The following is a 23,833-nucleotide window of genomic DNA, read 5'->3' on the forward strand; positions in this document are numbered from 1 at the left end:
GGCGCGAGGCCGGGCCACAGGGCGATGCGCTCCGGCGCCGGCCCGGCGGCGGCGAGCATGACCAGGGCGAGGGCGGCGAGGGCGAACTTGGTAACCGGTGTCATGCGCGGAGCATAACAACACGGCCCTGGCCTCGCCAACGCCTGAAGTCCCGGCGGGGTGAGAGGAGAAGGTCCGCGTCCCTCTCCCCGCCCTTCGCGGGACCCCCCTAGGTCTTCGGCGGCGGCCCGCCCTTGGCCGGCGGGACGGCCGCGGTCGCGGCGCCCCGGGCCTCGGTGAGCAGGTAGGCCCGCAGGTCCTCGGCCCCCCGGGCGTCGAAGAAGCGCGAGAAGCCGGCCATGCCGCGGGGCGCCAGGGCCCCGTCGATGACCACCGACTTGAACGCCTCCGCCGAGGTCAGCATCTGCGAGCGCCGCAGGTCGGGCAGGTAGGTCCCGGTGGCGTTCGGCCCATGGCAGACCTGGCAGTTCTGGTGGAACAGGGCGAAGCCGCGCTTGGCGTCGCCGCTCGAGGTGACGCCGGTCAGGTCGACGTCCAGTTTCTCGGGCTTGGGATAGGGGGCGATGGTCGCCTTGCCGCCCAGCTTGAACACCAGCAGCCGGCCGGGCAGCCGCGGCCGGTCGGGCAGGACGAACGGCGCCGACAGCGCGCCGGCCCCGCCATAGCCGACCATCTGGGCGACGTACTGCTCGCCGTCCAGCTCATAGGTCATCGGCGCGGCGATGACCCCGTTCTCGGTCTCGTAGCTCCACAGCTTCTTGCCGCTGGCCGCGTCATAGGCCGAGAACTGGCCCTCGGCGGCTCCCTGGAACAGCAGGCCGCCGGCCGTGGTCAGCACGCCGGCGTTCCAGAAGAACGGGTGGTCGATGGTGTAGCGGGCCTTCTGCGCCACCGGGTCCCAGGCGATCAGCTGGCCCTTGATCATCGCCTTGAGGCCGGCCAGCACCGCCTTGTCGGTGGGCAGGGCGTTGGCCAGGAAGTCGGTGCCGACGTTCCAGGCGCCCGGCCGATAGGTGTAGCCGTGGTCCGGCGTATAGGCGAACGGCACCACCTGCGCCGGGATGTAGACCAGCCCTTCCTTGGGATTGAACGCCATCGGATGCCAGTTGTGGGCCCCGAACGGCGCCGGCACCTGCAGCGAAGGCTTGTCCACATAGCGCACGCCGGGGTTCTCGATCGGCCGGCCGGTGGCTGGATCGACCCCCTTGGCCCAGGTGATCGGCACATAGGGCTGGGCGGAGATCAGCTCGCCGTTGGCGCGGTCCAGCACATAGAAGAAGCCGTTCTTCGGCGCCTGCATCAGCACCTTGCGCGGCGCGCCGGCGACGGTCAGGTCGGCCAGGATGATGTGCTGGGTGGCGGTGTAGTCCCAGGTCTCGCCGGGCGTCGTCTGGTAGTGCCAGACATATTCGCCGGTGTCGGGCTTCAGGGCCAGGATCGAGGACAGGAACAGGTTGTCGCCCTTGCCGTCAGAGCGCTTGACGTGGTTCCAGGGCGAGCCGTTGCCGACGCCGGCATAGAGCAGGTCGAGCTCGGGATCATAGGCCATGGCGTCCCAGACCGTGCCGCCGCCGCCGCTCTCCTTCCAGCCCTGGCCGAACCAGGTGGCCGCGCCCTTCTCCTTCATCACCTTGTCCGAGGCGGCGTTGTCCGGCTGACCGTTCGGATTGGGCGTGGTGTAGAAACGCCAGACCAGCTTGCCGCTGGCCGCGTCATAGGCCGACAGGTAGCCGCGCACGCCGTACTCGCCGCCGCCGTTGCCGATCAGCACCTTGTCCTTGATCACCCGGGGCGCGCCGGTGATCGTGTAGGGGCGCGAGGTGTCAGTGGTCTGCACCTCCCACACCTTCTCGCCGGTGGCCGCGTCGAGGGCGATCAGCCGCCCGTCGAGGGCGCCGACATAGATGCGGCCCTTCCACAGGGCGACGCCGCGGTTCACCACGTCGCAGCAGGCGTCGAACGCCTTCTCGCCGGCGACCTTGGGGTCGAACGCCCATTTCAGCGCGCCGGTCTTGGCGTCGAAGGCGTAGACCTTGGACCAGGCGGTGGTGGTGTAGAGCACCCCGTCGGCCATGATCGGGGTGGCTTCCTGGCCGCGGTCGGTGTCGAACTGGTACGACCAGGCCAGGCCCAGCTGGGCGACATTGCCGGTGTTGACCTTGTCCAGCGGGCTGAAGCGCTGCTCGTCATAGGTCCGGCCGTAGGACAGCCATTCCCCCGGCGCCGCGGCGGCGATCCGCTCGCCGTCGACCGCGCCCGGCTTGCCGCCGCACGCTGTGGCCAGGGCCGCCGCGGCCAGCACGGCCGCCAGCTTCCAGCTTTTCATCTCACGCCTCCCAACGCCGTTCAAACGCGGCTTTGGGCGAACTAAGCGCGGCGGGGCCGCGCGGGCAAGGGCGCCGCTAGGTCAGGCCCGGCCGCCGATCGGCCAGCCAGGCCAGGGCGCCGATCACCAGATAGACCGTGATGGCGCTGGCCCCCATCTGCACCGGGTTCTCGCCCAGCGGCAGGACCATGGCCAGGATCTGCACGGCCGCCAGGGCGGCGACGAAGGCCAGGACCGGCCACAGGCTCCGCGCCGCGCCGCCGCGGCTCCAGGCCCAGGCCGCCGCCCCCAGGGCCAGCAGGCCCATCTCCACCGCCTGCTCGGGCACGGGATAGTTCCAGAGCCCGAAGCCGACCTTGCCGTCGCCGAACCACAGTTCCAGGTCGGGGCGGTGCACCAGGAGGTCGAGGATCCAGTGCGAGAACACCACCGCCCCGATCATCGCCGCCGCCCGCCAGGGCAGCTTCAGCGCCCGCGCCAGGCCGACGCCCGCCGCCGACCACAGCGCCACCGCCGGCAGGCTGTGGGTGTAGGGCATGTGATAGAGGTCGAGCGGACTGCCAGGCAGGGACGGGTCGATGCGCACCTTCTCGACGCCGCCCATCACCAGGGCGCCCCAGCCGATGTCGATGGCCTGGGCGGCGATGACGTAGGACCAGAGCGGGGCGCGCGGCTCGGCGGCCTTGGCGGCGAGGCTGGCGGCGTAGTGACCGACGAACATTGGCGGGTTCCTTCCCGGCGGCTCGACAAAGGTCTAGCTGCGCCCGCGGTCGCGGCAAACCGTCCAGGCGTGAACCCCTGCAGTTCGGATTCGCATAGGTTGCAGGGACCGGGGGACGCTCGCCCGCGTTAACCCCCGACTCAGGACTCCGAAACTCCGCCTTTACCGGAGAGCTGTATCAATCCGGGTCAACAAGCGGCTCGTTCAAAGAGGCGAGCGCCGGGGTTTTGAGGGTGTGGGTGTACGAATGGCCAAAACGGTCCTCGTCGTCGACGACGATCCGACACAACGGCGGCTGATCCAGGCGGTCCTGGAACGCGAGGGCTTCGCCGTCGTCCATGCGGAGGGCGGCGAAGCCGCCATCGCGCGGCTGCAATCCGGCGCGCCCGCCGACGTGGTGCTGCTGGACCTGGTCATGCCCGGCATGAGCGGCCACGAGACCCTGGCCGAGATCCGCGCCCGCGGCTTCTCCCAGCCGGTGATCGTGGTCACCGCCAGCGGCGGCATCGACACCGTAGTCCAGGCCATGCAGGCCGGCGCCTGCGACTTCTTCGTCAAGCCCGCCTCGCCCGAGCGGATCATCGTCTCGATCCGCAACGCCCTGTCCATGGGCGCGCTGAAGGGCGAGGTCGAGCGGCTGAAGAAGCACGCCGGCGGGCGCACCACCTTCGCCGACATGGTCGGCGAGAGCGCCGCCATGAACATGGTCCGCCGCCTCGGCGAGCGGGCCGCCAAGTCCGGCATCCCGGTGCTGATCACCGGCGAGAGCGGGGTCGGCAAGGAGGTCATCGCCCGGGCGGTGCACGGCTCGTCCGACCGCGCCGGCAAGCCGTTCGTGGCCGTGAACTGCGGCGCCATCCCCGAGAACCTGGTCGAGAGCATCCTGTTCGGCCACGAGAAGGGCAGCTTCACCGGCGCCACCGACAAGCACCTGGGCAAGTTCCAGGAGGCCAACGGCGGCACCCTGTTCCTCGACGAGGTCGGCGAGCTGCCGCTGGACATCCAGGTCAAGCTGCTGCGCGCCCTGCAGGAGAGCGAGATCGACCCGGTCGGCGCCAAGCGCGCGGTCAAGGTCGACGTGCGCATCGTCTCGGCCACCAACCGCGACCTGGCCCAGGCGGTGAAGGAAGGCCTGTTCCGCGAGGACCTGTTCTACCGGCTGAACGTCTATCCGATCGAGGCTCCGGCCCTGCGCGACCGCCGCGAGGACATCCCGGCGCTGGTCGACCATTTCGTGCGCCGCTTCAATGTCGAGGAAGGCAAGGCCGTGGTGGGCGCCGCGCCCGAGACCCTGGCCGTGCTGACCGGCTTCGACTGGCCCGGCAACGTCCGCCAGCTGGAGAACGCCGTCTACCGCGCCATCGTGCTGGCCGACGCGCCCTATCTGCAACCCTACGACTTCCCGGCCATCTCGGGCGTCGCCGTGCCGCCGCCGGAGCCCATGGCGCAACCGGCCGCCGCGGCGCCGGCCCAGCCCGCCGCCGAGCTCGGCGCGCCGTCGCCGGTGCGCATTCTCGATCACCGCGGCCACTTGCGCACCCTGGAGGAGATCGAACGCGACCTCATCCAGCTGGCCATCGAGATCTATGCCGGCCACATGAGCGAGGTCGCCCGCCGCCTCGGCATCGGCCGCTCCACCCTCTACCGCAAGGTCCGCGAACAGGGCCTCGAGGGGCTGGTGAAGGGCGGGGAGAACGACGCCGACGCGGCCGCCGCCTAGGCCTGATACATCGTCGTCCCGCCGGTGACGGTGCGGACGATCTGGATGTCCTTGATCCTCTCCGGCGCGATCGTCGTCAGGTCGTCGGCCAGCACGACGAAGTCCGCCAGCTTGCCGGGCGCGATCGACCCCTTCTGCGCCTCCTCGCGGCTCGCATAGGCGCCGTTGTAGGTGTTCACGCGCAGCGCCTCGGCCGCCGTGATCCGCTGGTTCGCGCCCCAGGTCTCGCCATTCCAGCCGGTGCGCGTGACCATCCCCTGGATGCCCATCAGCGGCGCGAAGGGGCCGGGATAGAAGTCCGACCCCGCCGCCACGTTGACGCCGGCGTCCAGGAAGCTGCGGAAGGCCATGGCGTTCTTCATGAACTCCTCGCCGTAGAAGCTGAACTTGTCGGCGTTGTAGTACGCGTAGGTGGTGAAACAGGATGGCGTGGCGTCCAGCGCCTTGATCCTGCGCACCAGGTCCGGGTTCACCAGCGTGCAGTGGGTGAGCTTGAAGCGCGCCTCGGGCCTGGGGAACAGCTTCTGCGCCCGCTCCATCGCCGTCAGCGTGCTGGCGATCGCCCGGTCGCCGTTGGCATGGCAGTTCACGTCGATGCCGGCGCGATGCACCCGCTCGACCCAGGCGTCCAAGGTCGGCTGGTCCTCCACGAGGTTGCCGTAGTAGGGCGGCGTCCGCCCCGGGAACGGTTTGCTCCAGGCCAGCGTCCGCTCCGAGAACGAGCCGTCGACCAGGTGCTCGAACGTGGCGCCCAGCCGAATCCACTCGTCGCCGAACCCGGTCTTGAGGCCCGCGCGGATCATCGCGTCCAGCACCGGGCCGATCGGCTCGTAGCTGACCCGATGCTTGAGGTCGCCGCGGGCGCGCACGTCCTGCAGCGCCGCCAGGTCACCGCCCTGGTGATGCACGGTCGTCAGGCCGTAGCGGGCGAACTCGCGGGAGATGTGGGCCAGCCCGTCGCGGGCGCGCCGCGCCGTCTCCTCCGGCGAGAAGGTCGGCCGTTTCCCGACGTTGTCGAACACGTCCATGGCCGTGTCGGTGACGCGGCCCGTGAGTTCGCCCGCGGCGTCACGGTCGTAGGTGCCGCCCGGCGGGTTCGGCGTCGCCTTGGTCACGCCGGCCAGGGCGAAGGCGCGGCTGTTGTAGAAGGCGGTGTGGCCGCCGCGGTGGTTCACCACCACCGGATGCTCGCGCGAGACCCGGTCGAGGTCGGCCATGGTGAGCTGGCGCTTGTCCTTGAGCTTGGTGTCGTCGTGGAAGTGGCCCAAGACCCAGGTATCCGGCGGCAGGGTGCGGGCCTTGGCGGCGAGCTTGTCCACGATGGAGTCGATGGTGACGAACTCCACCTCGAATGGATTGCCCACCAGCACCTCGTAGAGCAGCACGTCGCCGACCGGGTGGTTGTGGGTGTCGATGAAGCCGGGGACCACAGTCATGCCGCGGGCGTCGTAGGCCTGCGTCCGCCTGCCGATCAGCGAGCGGACGTCGTCGTTGGATCCGACGGCTGTGAAGCGCTCGCCCTTCACCGCGAAGGCCTGCGCCTTGGGCCGCTTCGGGTCCACGGTGAGCACGTTGGCGTTGAACACCACCAGGTCGGGCTCGTCGGGCGCTATCGCCGCCAGCGCCGCGCCGGACCAGGCCGCGCCCGCACCGCCCAGGAATGCCCGCCGGCTCGCTGGTCCCATGGCCGCCCCTCCCGTTTCACCGGAGAGTAGCGGTCAGGTGCGCGATGTCATCAGTCGACGGCGGGCTTCAGCCCGGCGTGGCGCTCGGGCTGCCGAGCCGGCTCGGCCTTCAGCAGGGCCGTGATTTCGTCCGTGTCGGCCACGGCGCCGGTGTCGTCCTGCGACCGGGCGGGCGCCTTTCTGAACCAAGCCAGTGTCCGCGGAGTCGCGGCGGGCAGGGTGATGACGAGGGCCTTCGCGGGGCCCTCAGCGACGACGGACCCGGCCGAGACCGTCCAGAGCTCGCCCCGGAACCTCCGAGACGACGACCCGTAGCCGTAGGGCTCCAGGTGCAGGTGCGGGCCTTGGTTCCCATGGGCGCCCTTGGGCTGGTAGCGGGCGAACGGGGCGCCGGCCCGGCGAAGGCGTTCGGCCGCGGCGGCGGGGCTCATGCCGTCCACCACCACATCGTAGGCGCCTGGGGCCCCCGGCCGGCCCAGCGAATGGCGTGATGTGCCGCCCGGCCGGACGGTCTTCGCGCCCTGCGCACGCAGCTGGTTCTCCCGCTCAGGCGTGCGGTAGCCGCCAGTCATTCGCCATGCGCCGCGGCCGAACACCCCGTCCATGACCGAGGACAGCCGCGAGTCCGTCATCTCCTCCGCCGGCGCGGCGCCGGCGAGGAGGCTGAGCGCGATACCGGCCAGAGCGGCGCGCGCGCGAGTGGACCGAGCCCCCAACACGAGCGCCACTATGCACGAACCAGGCCAAAAGATCATGAGGGTCGATGAACTGCTCGCGAGCCTGCTCGGGCCGACGGAAGTGGCGCTAGTCGGCGCTGGCCCTGAGCCGGGCGATGCGCGCGGGCTGCTGGGCGCGTTCGGCCTCGAGCAGCGCCGTCACCTCGACGAGCGCCACCTTTGCCGCGGCCTGGGTATCGTCGTCTGCGTCTGGGTTCGCCGCGGCGGCGTCCAGCCAGGACTGCGCGGTCGCGAAGTCGCGGGCCACGATGTAGCCCAGGGCATAGGCGCGGCCGAGTTCCAGCTGGGCCTCGGGGCTCGCCTGCTCGGCGTCGTTCTGCAGGCGCGCAAGCTCCTGGCGATAGGCCGCCAGCGCCTTCGCGCTCGTCGCCGGCAACACCAGGGTCACCGAGCGCCGGCGGCCTTCCTCGACCTTGGGTTGGCGGTTCGCAGCCATCTGGAACTGTGGGCCTGGCGTCGGCCCGAAGCCGTAGGGCTCGAGGTGCAGGTGCGGGCCCTGGGTCCCGTGGGTCCCTTTCGGCTGGTAGCGGGCGAACGGCGCGCCGGCCTGACGCAGGCGGTTGGCCGCCTCGCCCGGGCTCATGCCGTCGACCACCACGTCGTAAGCCCCCGGCGCGCCCGGCCGTCCCAGCGAGTGGCGCGACATTCCACCGGGGCGCACGGTCTTGGCGCCCTGCGCGCGCAGCTCGTTTTCGCGTTCCGGCGTGCGGTAGCCGCCCGTCATGCGCCAGGCCCCGCGGCCGAAGACGCCGTCCATGATCGAGGCGAGACGCGTGTGCGTCATCTCTTCCGCCAGCGTCGGGCCGGCGAGCAGGCTCAGTACAAGGCCGGCCGCCGCCGCCCTGGCCCCGAAGGCCGCCTTGGAGAAACGAGGTCCGAACACGAGGCCCAGTAGGCCCGAGCAGGGCCAATACATCGTGAAAGCGGATGGTGAATCGCGAGTTGCGTGGGTTCAGTCCCCCGTCTTGCGTCGGAACGGCCGGCGCTTGAGTTCCTTCTTCTCGCCTTTGGCCTTGGCGGCGATCTCCTTGAGCTTGACCGTCTGCAGGGCCGAGAGCGCCTCGCCGGGCGCGCCCTTCTCGGGGTCGCCGAAGGCGCGGCCATAGGTCTTCACCCGGTCGGTCACCTCGCTCAGGAACTCGCCCTCCCAGTCGGAGAGCTCCACGCCCGCCTTGTCGGCGGTCCGGCGGGCGCGCTTCAGGGCGTTGAGGGCGGCGCGCTTGGTCGCCGCCTTGCGGGCCTCCAGAGGCGAGACTGGAGGCTTGCGCTTCAAATCTCTCCGATCGCCGAGAGATAGAGGTCGAGGATGGCTTCCTCTTCCTGCCGCTTGGCCCGGTCCTGCTTGCGGATGCGGACCACCTTGCGCAGCACCTTCACGTCGAAGCCGTTGCCCTTGGCCTCGGCGAACACTTCCTTGATCTGCTCGGCGATCTCGGCCTTCTCCACCTCGAGCCGCTCGATGCGCTCGATGATGCTCTTGAGCTGGCCCTGCGCGGTCGCGTTCAGGACGTCGGGATGGGCGGAAGCGTCGTCGGCCATGGACAAGCCCTTAAGCTAGATGGGGAGGTGCGGAAAGGCGCGGAACCTACTCATCCACTCCTCCCGTGTCACCCGCCTTGAACCTTCGCTGCACGCCATCCGTTGAGGCGGATGGACGCGGAGGGGATCATGACCCACGAACACCGTACGGAGCATCGCCCGGACCATCGCACGCGGCCCACCGAGGACGAGGCGCTGGCCGCCGTCCGCACGCTCATCGAGTGGGCCGGGGACGACCCCAACCGCGAGGGCCTGCTCGACACGCCGCGACGGGTGATCAAGGCCTACCGCGAGCTGTTCTCGGGCTACGAGGCCGACCCGCGCGATTACCTCGAGCGCACCTTCGAGGAGGTGGGCGGGTACGACGAACTGGTCCTGCTGCGCGGCATCCGCGTGGTCAGCTTCTGCGAGCACCACATGCTGCCGTTCCTAGGGACGGCCCACGTGGGCTACCTGCCGAACGACCGGGTGGTGGGGATCTCCAAGCTGGCGCGCGTGGTCCACGGTTTCGCGCGGCGGCTGCAGATCCAGGAGAAGCTCACGGCCGAGATCGCCGAGGCGATCCAGGACATCCTGAAGCCGAAGGGCGTCGGCGTGGTGATCGTCTCCGAGCACAGCTGCATGACCATGCGCGGCGTGAACACGCCGGGCTCGCGGCTGACCACCAGCTCGCTGCTGGGCGCGGTGCGCGACGACCCCCGCACCCGCCAGGAGTTCTTCGACCTGGTCCGCAACGGGGATTGATGGCGCAAAGGAAAACCCCCCGCCGGGCTCTGGCGGGGGGTCCTAGAAGCTCGCCCGGGGAGAGAGGCCGGGCGGGCGGTATACTCGGCAGGGATGCCGGGCCTGCATGGGACAGTTCCGGCGCCTTCAGGTCTGGTGCTGCACGCGGCGTGCCAAGGCCTAGATCAGGCCGCGCTGCTCCAGGGCAGGCGCGAGCGCCGCCGGGTCGGTGAAGTGGTGGACGTCGAAGCCCAGGGCCGCCGCGGCCGCGATGTTCTTCGCGCTGTCGTCCACGAACAGGACGTCGGCGGGCGATAGGCCGAACCGCTCGCAGGCCAGCCGGTAGATGGCGGGGTCCGGCTTCATCACACCTTCAAGACCCGAGGCCACCACGCCGGCCAGCCGAGCGAACGCCGGGCTCATGGCCAGCGTCGAGTCGAGAGTCTCATGGCTGATGTTCGAGAGGCCGTACTGGGGCACGCCCCTGGCGTGCAGGGCCTCGATGGCCGCCTCGGTCTCGGGGATCGGCCCTGAGAACATCTCGGGCCAGCGGCGATGCCAGGCCCAGATGGCGCTTTCGTGCTCGGGATGCCGCGCGGCCAGGCCGGCGCAGTTCTCGGCGAAGGTGACGCCGCAGTCCGTCGGCGCGTGCCACGCCATGGTGCACACGTGCGTCAGGAACCGGTCGCAATCGGTCGGCTCGGGAAAGATCTTCTGGTAGAGCGTCCGCGGATTCCAGCGGACGATGACGTTGCCAAAGTCCCAGAGCAGCGCCCTGGGCGGCACGTCAGCCCTGCTTGGCTTTGAAGCGCGGGTCGGTCTTGTTGATGATGTAGACCCGGCCCTTGCGGCGCACGAGCTTGCAGTCGCGGTGGCGCGTCTTGAGCGACTTGAGCGAGCTTCTGACCTTCATGGGACCGTATCTTCAAGCGGGCCGCAGGCGGCCGGTTGGCGAACAAGAGCGCGCGCATATACGGGGCGACCGCGGCCAAGTCAACCTGGGGGCGCCGCGCTCCGTCACAACCTCCTGACGCCGATTTGATTGGGGCCGCGCGCAACGCACTCTAGTTTTAGTCGGATGCGTCGTCGTCTTTCGTTCCTGCTTCTCCTCGCCGGGTGCGCCTCGCCCGCCGCGCCGCCCACCTCGACGGCGCTCGCCCCCGTCGCCGCCGAACAGGCCGCGCAGCCGGCGCAGGCCACCATTACGCCGCCGACAGCCTCCGGCGACCTGGTGTTCGACCAGTGGGCGTCCGATTTCGAGGCCCGCGCGGTCGCCGCCGGGATCGAGCCCGCCGTGTTCCGCCGCGAGATGGCGGGCCTCAGGCCCGATCCTCGCGTCGCCAGCCTCGATTCCCGCCAGCCCGAGTTCTCCAAGCCCATCGGCGACTACCTGAAGGGCGTGGTGACGTCCGACCGGGTCGCCATCGGCCAGCGCCGCCACACCGACGTGGCCGAGTTCCCGGCCATCGAGGCGAAGTACGGCGTGCCGCGCGACATCCTGCTGGGCGTCTGGGCGCTGGAGAGCGGCTTCGGCTCGATCCAGGGCGACAACGACACCCTGCGCGCACTCGCCACCCTGGCCGCCCAGGGCCGCCGCCGCGACTGGGCCGAGGGCGAGATCATCGCCACGCTGAAGATCATCCAGTCTGGAGAGCACCCGCGCGCGCGTCTTCGCGGGAGCTGGGCGGGCGCCATGGGCCAGACCCAGTTCATCCCGACGACGTTCCTCGCCACCGCCGTCGACCAGGACGGCGACGGCCGCCGCGACATCTGGGCCAGCCGCGCCGACGCCCTGGCCTCGGCCGCTAACCTGCTCGCCAAGGCCGGCTGGGTGCGCGGCCAGACCTGGGCCCGCGAGGTGACCGTCCCGCCCGGCTTCGACTTCAGCCTCACCGAGGGCCCGCGCGAGACGCCGGGCTGGTGGGCCGAAAAGGGCGTGAAGCGCGCCGACGGCCTGCCCTGGCCCGCCGCCGACGCCGAGGCCAAGGCGCAGTTCGTGGCCCCCGCCGGTGCGAACGGACCGCTGTTCCTGCTGTTCCCCAACCACTTCGCGCTGCGCCAGTACAACAACAGCTTGTCGTACGCGCTGGGCGTCGGCCTCCTGGCCGACCGTTTCGCCGGCCGCGGCCCTACGGTCCGTCCGTGGCCGCAGGAGACCCCGCTCAGCCTGGTCGACCGGATGACCGCCCAGCGCGCGCTGACCGCCCTGGGCTTCGATCCCGGCCAGCCCGACGGCGTCGTCGGCATGGGCACCCGCAAGGCGCTCCGCGAATGGCAGAAGGCCCGCGGCCTCACCGCCGACGGCTACCTCTCGGCCGACATGGTGCGGCGCCTGCGCGAGGAAGCGGTGAGCGCCGCCACGCCGGCCGGCTAGCTGACCCCGCCCTCGTCGCTCTTCTCGATGGTCGCCGCGGTCGCCGCCTCGCGGGTGGCGGGCTTGGGGTCGGCGTTCTTCAGAGCGGTGTTGCGAAAGGCGTAGACCAGCATCCACGCCATCAGCGCGGTGTTGACCAGGAACGGCAGCGGCCCGAAGTGCTGGTAGAGGAAGACGAACGCCGGGGCGAAGATCACGTTGATCCCGTTCACCGCCGCGATCGCCCCCGCCACCCGCGCCTGCTCGTCGATGCCCACGGCGATGGACGAGCCCGCCGTGAAACCCGGCCGGGCAAAGCCGAAGCCGAGGCTGGAGACCGCATAACCTGCCACCAGGACGTAGAATCCCTTGTCCCCGCCGGGCGCCAGGGCGACGATCAGATTGCCCAGCCCGGCCACGCCGACGCCCCAGCGGAGCAGCTGCCGCGGCGTCATCTCGAACATGCGGATCAGGCCCCACTGGGCCAGCAGGCCGGCCACCGCCCCGAACATCATGGCGGTCGCGATGTAGCCCTGGGCCTGGACGGGCGACTTGCCGAGCTTGTCGATGATCAGGAAGCCCAGGGTCTGGGCCTGGGCCGTCTGGCAGGTGGCGACGATGAAGCCGTAGACCAGGAAGGGCGTGATCCGCGGGTCGCGCCACAGGCCGCGCTCCCTTGGCCCGCCGACGATGGGACGGCGCGGGCGCTGGGCCTCGAGCGGAACCTTCTGGTCGGGCAGGTAGCGCCAGACGATGAACAGCATGGCGAGCGCGATCAGTGAGAAGCTGAACAGCGGCCCCGCCAAGCCCACGACCGGGAACACGAACAGGGGCGCCAGGAACGGCCCGATCACCGTGCCCAGGCCGAACGCGCCGGCCAGGCTGGCCATCGCCTGGGTGCGGTTCTCGGGCGGCGTGCGCTCGGCCACGTAGGCCTGGGTGGCGGGGTTCGAAGCCGCCCCAAACAGGCCGAACAGCGCCCGCGCCAGCAGGAAGAGCCCGAAGATCACCAGCGGCGGGGCCAGGTGGTTGAGGCCTGCGCTCACCACCACCCCGCACAGCGCCATGGAGGCCATGAAGCCTGCCAGACCCACCAGCATCAGGGGCTTGCGCCCGTACCGGTCCGACGCCCGCGCCCAATAGGGCGACGAGAACGCCCAGAGCAGCGCCGAAAGCGAGAAGATCCCCGAGACCATGAAGTCGGCGATGCCGATCGAGCGGCCGATGGCCGGCAGCACCGAGATCAGCCCCGTATTGCCCATGGCCGTCGCCGCCGAGACGGCGAAGATGATCGCGAACGACCGGCGGGGGAGGGCTTGGGCCGCACTGGACATCGCCCCCGCCTTAAGGGCTGCCAGCGGCGCCGCAAACCCCCAAGCCCCCACGATCACTGGCCATTAAGCATTAACGGCGATGATCCCGGTCGCCTTCCCGGGGGAGTCCATGTTCCAGATTATCGGTCTCGTGCTGCTGTTCGGCCTCGTGTTCGGCAGCTACATCATTTCCGGCGGCAACATGGGCGTGATCCTGCACGCCCTGCCCCACGAGATGATGGCGATCGGCGGCGCGGGCATCGCGGCCTTCCTGATCTCCAACTCGATGCCGGTGATCAAGGGCACCATGGGCGGTATGGCCAAGGTGTTCGCCGGGCCCAAGTGGAAGGCCTCGGACTACCGCGACCTGCTCTCGCTGCTGTTCCTGCTCACCAAGACCATGAAGTCGAAGGGCGTGATCGCGCTCGAGAGCCACATCGAGAACCCCAAGGAATCCACGATCTTCACCCGCTTCCCCAAGGTGATGAAGGACCACTTCGCCATCGACTTCATCTGCGACACGCTGCGGATGATGACCATGAACCTCGAGGACCCCCACCAGGTCGAGGACGCCATGGAGAAGCAGCTCGAGAAGCACCATCACGAGGCGCTGGGCCCGCCCCACGCCATGCAGAACCTGGCCGACGCCCTGCCGGCGCTGGGCATCGTCGCGGCCGTGCTGGGCGTCATCAAGACCATGGGCGCCATCACCGAGCCCCCGGAGATCCTGGGCGAGATGATCGGCTCGGCGCTGGTCGGCACCTTCCTGGGCGTGTTCCTGGCTTACGGCATGGTCGGCCCCTTCGCCACGCGCATGAAGGAAGTGATCGAGGAGGAAGGCGCCTTCTACCGCATCATCCAGGCGGTGCTGGTGGCCCACCTGCATGGCAACGCCGCCCAGATCTCGGTCGAGATCGGCCGTGGCAACGTTCCGTCCGGCTCCCAGCCCAGCTTCCTGGAGCTGGAAGAGGCCCTCTCGAACATCCCGGCCGAAGGCTAACCGCGGGAAAACCGCGCCCTCCACAGTTTCTCCTCTGCCGCGGCCAGGACCTGCAGGTCCTCGGCGCCCCTTGCGCGCTATGGCAAAGGTTGAAAAAGTGATCACAAACCCGTGAGTTTTGCGCTTGCTATCACGGCTGCGTGAGGCGTATGCCTACGCGTGCGTCGGGGCCGGCTTGCCGTTTCTGATGGCGGGAACGTCCGGCGCCTGACACACCGATCAGAGGACTAGGGATCATGAAGCAACTGCTCATCACTGTCGCGGCCGCCGCCGCCGCGCTGTCGCTCGCCGCTTGCCAGAAGCAAGAAGAGAAGGCCGCTGAAGCTCCGGCCGCCGACGCCGCCGCCGCTCCGGCCGCCGACGCCGCCGCTGCTCCGGCCGCCGACGCCGCTGCCGCTCCGGCCGCGCCGATGGCTGCCGAGCCGGAAAAGAAGTAAGCTTCTTTTCGCTCAAAGCGATACGGAAGGGCCGCCCTCTGGGGCGGCCCTTCTTGTTTGTGGAATAGCCGATGGCGGCGGACAGCCCGCTTACGTGGACCCAAGACGGCCAGCCGCGCTCCCGCCTGTACGGCGACGTCTACTTCTCCGCCGAGGACGGGCTGGCCGAGACCCGCGCCGTGTTCCTCCAGGGCTGCGGCCTGCCCGAGGCCTGGACCGGCCGCCGCCGCTTCGTCGTGGGCGAGCTCGGCTTCGGCACGGGTTTGAACGTCACCGCCCTCCTCCAGCTCTGGCGCGACACCCGGCCCCCGGACGGCCATCTGCACGTCTTCTCGGTCGAGGCGCATCCGATCGCCGCCGATGACGCCGCCCGCGCGCTAAGTCGCTGGCCCGAGCTCGCGGAGATCGCCGGACTGCTCACCGCCCGTTGGCCCGGGCGCGCCCGGGGCCGCCACCGCGTGGACCTGCCCGAGCTCTGCGCCACCCTCGACCTGGCGGTGATGGATGTGGTCCCCGCGCTCGAGGACTGGTCAGGCGCGGCCGACGCCTGGTTCCTCGACGGCTTTGCGCCGGCCGCCAACCCCGGCATGTGGACCGATGAGGTCCTGGCCCTGGTCGCCGCCCGCTCGGCGCCTAGCGCGCGCGCCGCCACCTTCACCGTCGCCGGCCAGGTCCGCCGCGGGCTCGCCGCCGCCGGCTTCGCGGTCGACAAGCGACCGGGCTTCGGCCGCAAGCGCGAACGGCTGGAAGCCCACCTGCCGGGCGAGGTCACGGATCCGCCGCCCCGCAAGATCGCCATCGTTGGCGGCGGCATCGCCGGGGCCGCCGCGGCCCGTGCTGTCCGGGCCCTCGGAGGCGAGGCGGTAGTCGTGGACGCCGCGCCCGGTTCCGGCGGCTCAGGCAATCCGGCCGCCCTGGTCACGCCGCGCCTCGACGTCGGCCTCGGCGACGCCGCCGCCCTGTTCGCCCAGGTCTTCGCCCGCGCCACCCGCCTCTATGCCGGCCTCCCTGCCGCCGTCCTTGCCCGCGGCGTCCTGCAACTCGCCGGCGAACGCGACGCCGGTCGCTTCGCGAAGATCGCGGCCTCCGACCTCTTCGAGCCCGGCGCGCTCGCCCTCATCGCGCCCGACGAAACCGCCGCGCGCCTCGGCGAACCCGCGCCCGCCGCGCTCGACCAGACCGGCGCTCTCGTTGTCCAGCCAGGCCCGATCCTGGACGCCTGGACCGGCCCGGTCGTCCCCGCCCGCGTCGCCGCCCTCGGGCCCGCGGCCGGCGGCTGGCGGCTGCTGGACGCCGAGGGTCGCGAGATCCTCACCGCCGACGCCGTGGTCGTGGCCGCCGCGCTCGCCTCCCGCGACCTCGTCGAGGGCCTGCCCCTGCAGCCCGTGCGCGGCCAGGCGAGCTGGACCACCGACGGCGCGACGACAAGCGCCGCCGCCTGGGGTGGCTATGTGCTGCCAACGCCCGCTGGCCTCTTGTTCGGGGCCACCCACGACCGCGACGACGCCCAGACCGACCTGCGGCCCGCCGACCACCACCGCAATCTCGAGACCCTCGCCGTCGCCCTGCCCGGCCTCGCCGCACGGATCGACCCCGACGCCCTGCAAGGTCGCGCCTCGGTCCGCGCCGTCACGCCCGACCGCCTGCCGGTGGCGGGCCCCGTGGGACCCGACGGGATCTTCGTCCTCGCCGGGTTCGGCTCGCGGGGCTTCTCGTTCGCGCCGCTGCTGGCCGAGCACGTCGCCGCGCTGGCGCTCGGCGCGCCGTCGCCGCTCGCGCGCGCCGCCGCCGACCTGATCGCCCCCGAGCGCTTCGCTCGCCGCGCCGCGCGCCGTTCAGCTTCCTGACAGCCTGCTGCGCGTTATAGTCCAGCAGGTCGGGGAGAAGTCCGGGGCAAGAGGATCTTCGTCATGCGGTTCAAGTCCACCCTCGCCGTCATCGCCACCGCCGGCCTCCTGGCCGGAAGCGCCACTGCGCCCACCTTCGCCAAGTCGCCGGAAGAGCCCGGCGCGAAGCCCCAGCGCCAGTGCTTCTGGACCCGCCAGGTGAACAGCTTCGCCTCGAACGACGACCGCATCGTCAACATCCGGGTCGGCGTGCGGGACGTCTACCAGCTGCAGATGTTCGGCCGCTGTCACGACATCGACTGGTCGAACAGCATCGCCATCCGCTCGCGCGGCTCCAGCTACATCTGCACCGGCCTCGACGCCGAGATCATCGCGCCCACGTCGATCGGCCCGCAGCGCTGCGCGGTGCAGTCGATCCGCAAGCTGTCCGAGGCCGAGGCCAAGGCCCTGCCCAAACACGCCCGGCCCTGAGGCGCTACGCGAAAGGGACGCCGGTCGCCCGACGCCCCCTCCGCGCTCTCCCCTCTAGAACGTCGCTAGAACCGCTTCTTCGCGCCGAACTCGAAGACGCGGCCGAGCGGGTTGCCCTGGCTGATGTCGTAGTTGTAGGGCCCAGGCACGAACGGCGGGTCCTTGTCGAAGACGTTCTGGACGCTGAGCGTGAGCACGGTGTCCCAAGGCGCTTCCCAACGGACGACCAGGTCGTGCTGCCAGTAGTTCTTGGACTTGCCGACCGGCGTCAGGGTGCGGCCCGCGCAGGCGAAGCCCCCCTGGGTCGGGCACGCCGCCGCCGTGACCGTCGCCGAATCGTTGGGCGTGTGGATGAACGCCGGCGAGCCGAAGGCCGGCGAGGTGCCCTCCGAGAAGCGGACTTGCCAGCGCAGCGACAGCGGCCCGCGGACCGCTGCGAGGAAGCCGTTGGCCTTGATCTCGGGATACGAGAAGAACTCGTTCAGCCCATCGCTCTGGCCCGCCCGATCCTCGGCCGGCGCGATCGAGATGTCGGAGTTGAGCAGCTTCACCGCGCCCCGCTTGTACTCGATCAGGTAGGTCGCCTCGACCCCCACGGCGAAATGCGCGTCGTACCAGCCGTCCCAGTCGTACTGGGCGCGGAACTCCAGGCCGGAAGTGTCGGTCCGCGGGCCGTTGATGATGAAGTTCCGCAGGCGCGCGATGTTGTTCGCGCCGCAGCCGGCGCCCGTGAACGTGAAGCGCGCCTGCAGGGCCGCAAATGCCGGGGCGCCACAGTTCACGGCAGTGCCGGCCGGGAACATGGTAGCGAACATTCGGGACGAGGACTCCTCGATGATCTCGTCCTTGAAGCGGAAGTCGAAGTAGTCGAGCGTCGCGGAGAAGCCGCCCACCTCAAGGATCGCGCCGATATTGAAGGTGTCGGCCTTTTCGGGCTTCAGGTCCGGGTTGCCGCAGCTCTGGAACGCCCGGTACGAGGCGCCCAGGATCCGCACGCCGTTGTTGCAGGCGTTCAGCGTGAAGCCGACCGGCGGCGCGCGGAAGGTGGTGCTGGCGCTGCCGCGGACGGCGAGCCAGTCGGTGACTTGCCACTTGGCGGCGACCTTCGGGTTGGTCGTCGAGCCGATGTTGCCCTGGTAGTCCTCGTAGCGCAGGGCCACGTTGATGTTGAAGTTGTCGAGGACCGGGATCTGCACTTCGCCGAACAGCGCCTTGACGTTGGCGTCGTCGTCGCGGTCGGTGTTCGAGCCGAAGAACTCCAGCGGACCGGTCTCGTCGGCGCAGGAAGCGCGGTCGGGGCAGGGGTTCTCGTCGGCGTTGAACAGCGCGCCGTACTTCCGAAGCTCGCGCGTATAGCGGTACTGGGCGCCGACGGCGAACGCCACGGGCCCGCCCTGGAGCTCGATCGGCAGCTCCTTCGAGACCACCGCGTCGACGACCAGCAGCTGGTTGGTGAGGACGTTCGTGTAGTTGCCGTACAGCCACTTCACGACCTGCGGATCATTGGTCACGGCCGGATTTGAGAACGGATTCGCCGCACCGTTGACGGCGCTCACCGGCACGCCGTTCGTGAAGGGATTAAAGAAGTAGCAGCCCAGGGCGGCGTTGCCCGCGCCGGTCGTGAAGTTGTTGGTCTCGGTGGCGGTGCAGCCGGCCGGGTCGTCGGCCTTGGCCCCGAAACCACGCAGCGCCAGCTGGAGGTTGCGCACCAGCAGGTCGTTGGTGTTCGAGGTGTTCTTCTGTTCCATGTAGGTGACGGCGGTGTCGTACTTCCATCCGCCGAACACCTCGCCGCTGAACCCACCCGAGATGCGGTACCCTTCGTTCACGATCGACTGGTGGTCAGCCTTGTCCGGGTTCGTGGGGTGGCCCGCGAAGGCGACCGCCCGCCAGCCGAGCTGCGAGATGTCGACGCCGCGGGCGCCGCCGGGCGCGCCGGGCTGCGCCGGGTTCGCGCTGAATGCGGCCGTCCGGATCGCCGCGCACTGGGCTGCGGTGAGCGGCGAGCGGCAGTCGTTGAGCAGGGCGACAAGGCCGGGGTTGTTCACCGGCACGTTGAACGGCACCGACAGGTTCGCCCCCGACGGCGTCGCCGGCGAGAACGAGGTGCCGCCTACCGACACCGGCGACGGGTACTGGGCGGTCAGGTTGGCCGGCGACAGGCGCTGGACCGGCACGTCGTTCTTCGTCCAGGCGACCTCGCCGTGGAAGCGCAGGGCCTCCGAGAACTCGAAGTTGACCTCGCCGTAGACGTTGTAGTGGTCTTCCTCGTTCACCAGGTCGTTGAAGTTCGAGAACTGGAAGCGGCAGGTCGACGCGGCGCTGGCGGGGTTGAGCGGCCCCACCGGCACGGCCGCTGCGACCGTCGCGCCCTGGTTCGGCTGGCCGGCCAGGGGGTTCGGGAAGGTCACCGCGTTGGTGAGCGTCCCGCCCAGCTCCTGGCAACCGTTGTCGCGGAAGGTCGTGCCAGCCACGCCGGCGACACTGAAGAAGCCCGGATTGCTGGCGCCGGTGAAGCCCGCCGCGGTGCCCGCGGGCCCGGCGAAGTCGAACGAGCGCAGCGCGAAGTCGCGCTTGTGGATGTCGAGGCGCGAGCGGTGGCGGTAGCCGGCCGTTAGCAGGACGTTGCCGTTGTCGAAGACCTTGCCCCACTCGGCGTTGGCGTTCCAGTCGCCGTCAGAACCGTCGATGACGGCGTACTCGCCATCGACCTCCAGCCCGTCCAGGTCCTTGCGCGTGATGAAGTTGACCACGCCGCCGATGGCGTCCGAGCCATAGGTCGCCGCGGCGCCGTCCTTCAGGATCTCGATCCGCCCGACGGCGGCGGTGGGGATGAAGTTCAGGTTCGCGCCGCCGCCCTGGAAAGCGGCCGCCGGGCTGTCTGCGAGGCGGCGGCCGTTCATCAGGGTGAGCGTCCGCGCCGCGCCGAAGCCGCGCAGGTTGATGGTCGCGGTGCCGGCCCCGCCGTTGTAGCGGTTGGACTCGCCCAGCGCCGACTGCGAAGCCGTGACGGTCTTGACCAGTTGGACAATCGTTGGCGAGCCCTGCTGCTCGAGATCCTTGGCCGACAGCACGTCGACCGGCAGGGCGGCGTCTTCGGGCGTACCGGCGATGTACGAGCCCGTCACCACCACTTCGGCGACCTCGGACGCTTCGCTGGTCTGGGTCTGGGCCGTCGCCTGCGAGCCAAGGCCAACGGCTAGAGCGACGGCCAAGACAGAGCCGCCGCAGAAGTACCTGCGCTTGATCATGCTTTTCCTCCCCCTCGGGTTCCCCCCGCATCTCGCGTGCGTGGTTGGAAGGCCCGTGGCGGAGCGATGATCCGTCGACTTTTCCTTTCACGCCAGCAAATTCCGCGGCGGAAACGTACCGCAATTGCGAACCGTACCTATGTTACTAAAAGGCTTGGGAAATTTTGGAATCCCCAGTCAGGTCAGAGGTTTGGGGCCCCGATAGGTTACCTCTGATCACTCTGGCGCTAGGGAATTTACGGTGTGCTGGGCATTGCCCGCGGGATACACACCGACCTCCGGTCGGCGAGTTTCGGCAACCCCTTGCGGCATAAGGAAAAGGGGCGCCGGCATGGCCGGCGCCCCTCACATCTCCGCCCGCAGGCGGAGCGCTCTCCAGGTCGCTTAGAAGCGGGTCTTCACCCCGAGCTGGATGGTCCGGCCCAGGAAGTAGGCGTTCGTGTAATCGTAGTTGTACTGGCTGCGCGTGAACGGCGGGTCGCGGTCGAAGATGTTCACGATGCCGGCCGTCACCTGCACGTCACGCCAGGGCAGCGTGCCGGTGTAGATCAGGTCGTGGGTGATCTCGTCCTTGGTCTTCAGGATCGAGGCCCCGACGATGTTGTCGGTCCCCGCCTTGTACCGCGTCGTCCAGCGCAGGTTGTGGCCGTTGCGGTTGAACTGCACGTAGGCGTTCCCCCGCAGCTCCGGGTACGAGTAGAAGGCGCTGAGCAGCTCGGACTTGCCCGCCCGATCCAGCGCCGGGGCGATGGTGAAGCCGTCCAGGGTGACCAGCGCGCCCCGCTTGTACTCGATCGTGTAAGTGCCCTCGACGCCCAGGGTCACGTCGCCCTCCCAGGCCAGTTCCGGGAAGACGTAGGTCGCCTGGAAGTCGATGCCCGAGGTGTCGACGCTGGGCCCGTTGATCAGGTTCGCCGTCACCCCCAGCAGCTTCGCCGGCGTGCAATCGTCGGTGGCGGCGTTGCCGTCGTCCGAGAACGAGAAGCGCTGGCGGAACGTGGCGTTCGAGCACTGCCAGGTGGACGGCGCGGCGCTGGGGAACATCGTCGAGACGATCGCGGCGGCCGTCTCGTTGGTCAGCTCGTCTTTGAACTTGAACTTGAAGTAGTCCACCGTGGCCTTGAAGTTCCCGAGATTGACGATGACGCCCACGTTGTAGGTGTCGGCCGTCTCGGGCTTCAGGTTCGGGTTGTTGTTGGTCAGCACCGGCCGGTACAGCGAGCCCACCCCCGGCAGGTTGAACTGCGCCAGGTTGCGCACGAAGCCCGGCGTCACGTCGCGTTGCAGCGGCGCGCGGAAAGTCGAGCCCGCCGAGCCCCGCAGCGCCAGCCAGTCCACCACCTGCCAGCGCGCCGCGATCTTCGGGTTGGTGGTCGAGCCCACCGAGCCGCCATACTCCTCGTAGCGGATGGCGCCTGTGATCTCGAAGTTGTCGAACAACGGGATCTTCACCTCGCCGAACAGCGAGGTCACCGTCCGGTCGATGTCGATCTCCTGCACCGCCGAGTAGAAGGTGTGCGCCCCGGTGCCGCCCGAGCAGGTTGGTAGGCCGTCGCCGAAGGGAACGCTGTCGACGCAGGGCGTGGCGTTGATGTCGTAGAAGTCCGGCACGTTCACCTGCAGCCGATCGTAGCGCCACTGGGCGCCCACGGCCCAGCCGATGCCGCCGCCCGGCAGCTCGATGGGCAGCTCGCCGTTGAACACGGCCTCGCCCACCGCCAGCTCGGTGTAGGTGTCGGCCACCAGCGGCTGACGGAGCCAGTTCAAGAGATCCTTGTTGTTCTGGACGTTCGAGTTGAAGAACGGGTTGTCCAGGCCCAGCGCCGGGTTGCCCGCGTACCCGTTGGCGAAGGGGTTGAACCACATGCAGCCGCCCTGGCCGGGCGCGCCGCTCACCGGGTTGCAGCCCGGGCCGCCCAGGCCGCGCAGCGCAAGCTGCAGGCGGGTGACCGAGATGTCGGGGCCGGCGCCGCCTTCGCCGTGGTTGCGCTGGTAGGTGGCCGACAACGAAAGGCCGATGTCGTTCCACACTTTGCCGCGCAACGCGCCCGCCACGCGGAAGGCGGTGGCCGAGCGGCGCTGCTGGTCGGCGCCGTGGTCGAACAGCGGATTGCCGCCGTAGCCCTCCGGCCGCCAGAGGGTCTGCGAGGTGATCACCCCGTTGGCGAGCGCGTTGGCGCAGATCGCGGCGCTGGCGCCCGCGCAGTTGGCCGGGACGCCCAGGTAGGCCTGCAGGCCCGGGTTGTTGGCCGGGATGTAGAAGCGCGACTGCTGGTTCAGGCCCACCGCCGGGTAGGGCGACGTCCCGCCGCCCGGCGATCCGCCCGAGGCCAGGATCGGCGTCGGAAACTGGGTTGTCGACTGCGCGGGCGACACCCGCTCCGCGTCCACCGTGTGGCGGGCCCAGAGCACCTCGCCGTGGAAGTTCCAGTCGTCGGTGAGCTCGAAGTTGACCTGGCCGAAGACCTGGTAGTGGTCCTCCTCGTTCACCAGGTTGTCGAACTGGGTGAACTGGAAGCGGCAGCCGGCGGCCGGGTTGGCGGCGTTGACCAGCACGCCGCCCATCTCGGTGCAGCCGTTGTCGAGGAACGACTGGCTGAACGTGCCCGACGCCAGCTGCGCCGCCGTGCCCGTCTGGAACACACCGGGGTTCGAGGCCGTCGACCAGCCGCCGAAGTTGTTCTCGGCGAACGGCCGCAGCGCCCAGTCGCGGTCGGTGGTGCGCAGTTCGCTGCGGCGGCGGTAGGTGGCCGTCAGCAGGGCGTCGCCGCGGTCGAACTGCCAGCCGTGGGCGAGGCTGACGTCATAGTCGCCCTTCGACCCGTCGATGTGGGTGTAGTTGGCGGTGGCTTCGAAGCCGTCCAGGTCCTTGCGGGTGATGAAGTTGACCACGCCGCCCACCGCGTCCGAGCCGTAGGTGGCCGCGGCGCCGTCGCGCAGGATCTCGATCCGGCCGATGGCGATGTTCGGGATGAAGTTGATGTCCACCGATTCGATGGCCACCGCCGCCGGCGAGTTGGCCATCCGCTGGCCGTTGAACAGCACCAGCGTCCGCGCCGAGCCGAAGCCGCGCAGGTTCACCGTGGCCGCGCCGGCCGCCGTGCCCAGGAAGCGGTTGGACTCGCCGATCGAGCTCTGGGCGGCGGTGAGGTTCTTGACTAGGTTCACCGTGGTCGGCGAACCCTGCTTCTGGAGATCCTGGGCGCCGATGACGTCCACCGGCATGGCGGCGTCCTCGGGCGTGCCGGCGATGAACGAGCCGGTGACGATCACTTCCTCGACCTCGGACGGAGCGCTCGAGGACTGGGCCTGGGCGGCGGCCGGTGCGGCGAGGCCCATGGCGACAGCGACGGCCAATAACGAGCCGCCGCAGAACTGACTGCGTTTGTTCATGGCTTTGTTCCTTCCCTCCCGAGGTCCCACGGCCCGCGTCTGATGCGCGGGTCCGCCGCCCGGGAACCAAGGCCATGATTCAACGGCTCGGCCAAAAAAGATACCGATGTTTGGAAAAACGGCGATGTCCCAAAAGCATCGGAAATCCAAGGCTTCACAAGGAAAAGGCGCCGCCGGTCACCCGGCGACGCCTTCGAAGTTCGGTTATGGTGACGCTTCTAGAAGCGCTTCTTCATCGACAGCTTGAATGTCCGGCCCAAGGCGTTGCCCGTGAACGGATCGTAGTTCAGGTCGAGGCGGGCGAAGGACGGGTCCTC

19 protein-coding genes are annotated in these 23,833 nt (G+C 69.8%); 7 read left to right on the top strand and 12 right to left on the bottom strand.

Features of this window, described 5'->3' with window-relative positions; all coding sequences use genetic code 11:
• Positions 1-208 precede the first annotated feature (208 nt).
• Both VGD44_RS13785 and VGD44_RS13790 read right to left on the bottom strand, forming a co-directional pair.
• Positions 209-2,326: a PQQ-dependent dehydrogenase, methanol/ethanol family gene (locus VGD44_RS13785; RefSeq protein ID WP_331087969.1), complete on the bottom strand. Its 2,118-nt coding sequence runs from the start codon at positions 2,324-2,326 to the stop codon at positions 209-211.
• 76 nt (positions 2,327-2,402) lie between these two features.
• The gene (locus VGD44_RS13790; protein WP_331087971.1) at positions 2,403-3,047 is read right to left on the bottom strand and encodes a hypothetical protein; all 645 of its coding nucleotides are present in this window, start codon (positions 3,045-3,047) and stop codon (positions 2,403-2,405) included.
• A 247-nt stretch (positions 3,048-3,294) separates the two neighbouring features.
• On the opposite strand from VGD44_RS13790, the gene VGD44_RS13795 reads away from it, so the two are divergent.
• Positions 3,295-4,767: a sigma-54 dependent transcriptional regulator gene (locus VGD44_RS13795; RefSeq protein WP_331087973.1), complete on the top strand. Its 1,473-nt coding sequence runs from the start codon at positions 3,295-3,297 to the stop codon at positions 4,765-4,767.
• On the opposite strand, the gene VGD44_RS13800 is transcribed toward VGD44_RS13795, so the two are convergent.
• The 5 genes from VGD44_RS13800 to VGD44_RS13820 all read right to left on the bottom strand — a co-directional run bounded on the left by VGD44_RS13800 (position 4,764) and on the right by VGD44_RS13820 (position 8,728).
• On the bottom strand, positions 4,764-6,452 hold the full coding sequence (locus VGD44_RS13800) for an amidohydrolase (protein WP_331087975.1): 1,689 nt from the start codon (positions 6,450-6,452) through the stop codon (positions 4,764-4,766). The two genes, VGD44_RS13795 and VGD44_RS13800, sit on opposite strands and share 4 nt — an antisense overlap.
• A gap of 50 nt (positions 6,453-6,502) precedes the next feature.
• Positions 6,503-7,084 carry a hypothetical protein gene (locus VGD44_RS13805; protein ID WP_331087977.1) on the bottom strand — a complete coding sequence of 194 codons (582 nt, stop codon included), beginning with the start codon at positions 7,082-7,084 and terminating at the stop codon, positions 6,503-6,505.
• Between the two features lie 172 nt (positions 7,085-7,256).
• Positions 7,257-8,105 (bottom strand): hypothetical protein, encoded by an 849-nt coding sequence (locus tag VGD44_RS13810; RefSeq protein ID WP_331087979.1) that lies wholly within the window; start codon positions 8,103-8,105, stop codon positions 7,257-7,259.
• Between the two features lie 36 nt (positions 8,106-8,141).
• The gene (locus VGD44_RS13815) at positions 8,142-8,462 is read right to left on the bottom strand and encodes a hypothetical protein (protein ID WP_414694658.1); all 321 of its coding nucleotides are present in this window, start codon (positions 8,460-8,462) and stop codon (positions 8,142-8,144) included.
• Positions 8,459-8,728 carry a DUF2312 domain-containing protein gene (locus VGD44_RS13820; RefSeq protein ID WP_331087981.1) on the bottom strand — a complete coding sequence of 90 codons (270 nt, stop codon included), beginning with the start codon at positions 8,726-8,728 and terminating at the stop codon, positions 8,459-8,461. Before VGD44_RS13820 ends, VGD44_RS13815 begins: the two co-directional genes overlap by 4 nt.
• A 129-nt stretch (positions 8,729-8,857) precedes the next feature.
• On the opposite strand from VGD44_RS13820, the gene folE reads away from it, so the two are divergent.
• Positions 8,858-9,472, top strand: coding sequence for a GTP cyclohydrolase I FolE (gene folE / locus VGD44_RS13825; protein WP_331087983.1), 615 nt, complete (start codon positions 8,858-8,860; stop codon positions 9,470-9,472).
• 159 nt (positions 9,473-9,631) lie between these two features.
• Here folE and VGD44_RS13830 read toward each other — a convergent pair whose 3' ends face one another.
• Positions 9,632-10,237, bottom strand: coding sequence for an HAD family phosphatase (locus VGD44_RS13830; protein ID WP_331087985.1), 606 nt, complete (start codon positions 10,235-10,237; stop codon positions 9,632-9,634).
• A gap of 1 nt (position 10,238) precedes the next feature.
• A complete protein-coding gene (gene ykgO / locus VGD44_RS13835) occupies positions 10,239-10,364 on the bottom strand; it encodes a type B 50S ribosomal protein L36 (protein ID WP_111513452.1) in 126 nt (41 codons plus the stop codon).
• A gap of 165 nt (positions 10,365-10,529) precedes the next feature.
• Between ykgO and VGD44_RS13840 the strand changes: the two genes are divergently transcribed.
• On the top strand, positions 10,530-11,825 hold the full coding sequence (locus tag VGD44_RS13840; protein WP_331087991.1) for a lytic murein transglycosylase: 1,296 nt from the start codon (positions 10,530-10,532) through the stop codon (positions 11,823-11,825).
• Here the strand turns inward: VGD44_RS13840 and VGD44_RS13845 are convergent.
• On the bottom strand, positions 11,822-13,138 hold the full coding sequence (locus tag VGD44_RS13845) for an MFS transporter (protein WP_331087993.1): 1,317 nt from the start codon (positions 13,136-13,138) through the stop codon (positions 11,822-11,824). The two genes, VGD44_RS13840 and VGD44_RS13845, sit on opposite strands and share 4 nt — an antisense overlap.
• 109 nt (positions 13,139-13,247) lie before the next feature.
• On the opposite strand from VGD44_RS13845, the gene motA reads away from it, so the two are divergent.
• From motA to VGD44_RS13865, 4 genes are all read left to right on the top strand, one after another.
• The gene (motA, locus tag VGD44_RS13850; RefSeq protein ID WP_331087995.1) at positions 13,248-14,117 is read left to right on the top strand and encodes a flagellar motor stator protein MotA; all 870 of its coding nucleotides are present in this window, start codon (positions 13,248-13,250) and stop codon (positions 14,115-14,117) included.
• Between the two features lie 236 nt (positions 14,118-14,353).
• A complete protein-coding gene (locus VGD44_RS13855) occupies positions 14,354-14,554 on the top strand; it encodes a hypothetical protein (RefSeq protein ID WP_331087997.1) in 201 nt (66 codons plus the stop codon).
• 71 nt (positions 14,555-14,625) lie between these two features.
• Positions 14,626-16,401 carry a tRNA (5-methylaminomethyl-2-thiouridine)(34)-methyltransferase MnmD gene (gene mnmD, locus VGD44_RS13860; RefSeq protein WP_331087999.1) on the top strand — a complete coding sequence of 592 codons (1,776 nt, stop codon included), beginning with the start codon at positions 14,626-14,628 and terminating at the stop codon, positions 16,399-16,401.
• A 63-nt stretch (positions 16,402-16,464) separates the two neighbouring features.
• A complete protein-coding gene (locus VGD44_RS13865) occupies positions 16,465-16,872 on the top strand; it encodes a DUF6491 family protein (RefSeq protein ID WP_331088002.1) in 408 nt (135 codons plus the stop codon).
• 65 nt (positions 16,873-16,937) lie between these two features.
• On the opposite strand, the gene VGD44_RS13870 is transcribed toward VGD44_RS13865, so the two are convergent.
• Positions 16,938-20,123 carry a TonB-dependent receptor domain-containing protein gene (locus VGD44_RS13870; protein WP_331088004.1) on the bottom strand — a complete coding sequence of 1,062 codons (3,186 nt, stop codon included), beginning with the start codon at positions 20,121-20,123 and terminating at the stop codon, positions 16,938-16,940.
• A gap of 384 nt (positions 20,124-20,507) precedes the next feature.
• The gene (locus VGD44_RS13875; protein ID WP_331088006.1) at positions 20,508-23,516 is read right to left on the bottom strand and encodes a TonB-dependent receptor domain-containing protein; all 3,009 of its coding nucleotides are present in this window, start codon (positions 23,514-23,516) and stop codon (positions 20,508-20,510) included.
• Positions 23,517-23,833 lie beyond the last annotated feature (317 nt).

This window comes from Phenylobacterium sp. (genome assembly GCF_036402295.1).
GTDB lineage: Bacteria > Pseudomonadota > Alphaproteobacteria > Caulobacterales > Caulobacteraceae > Phenylobacterium.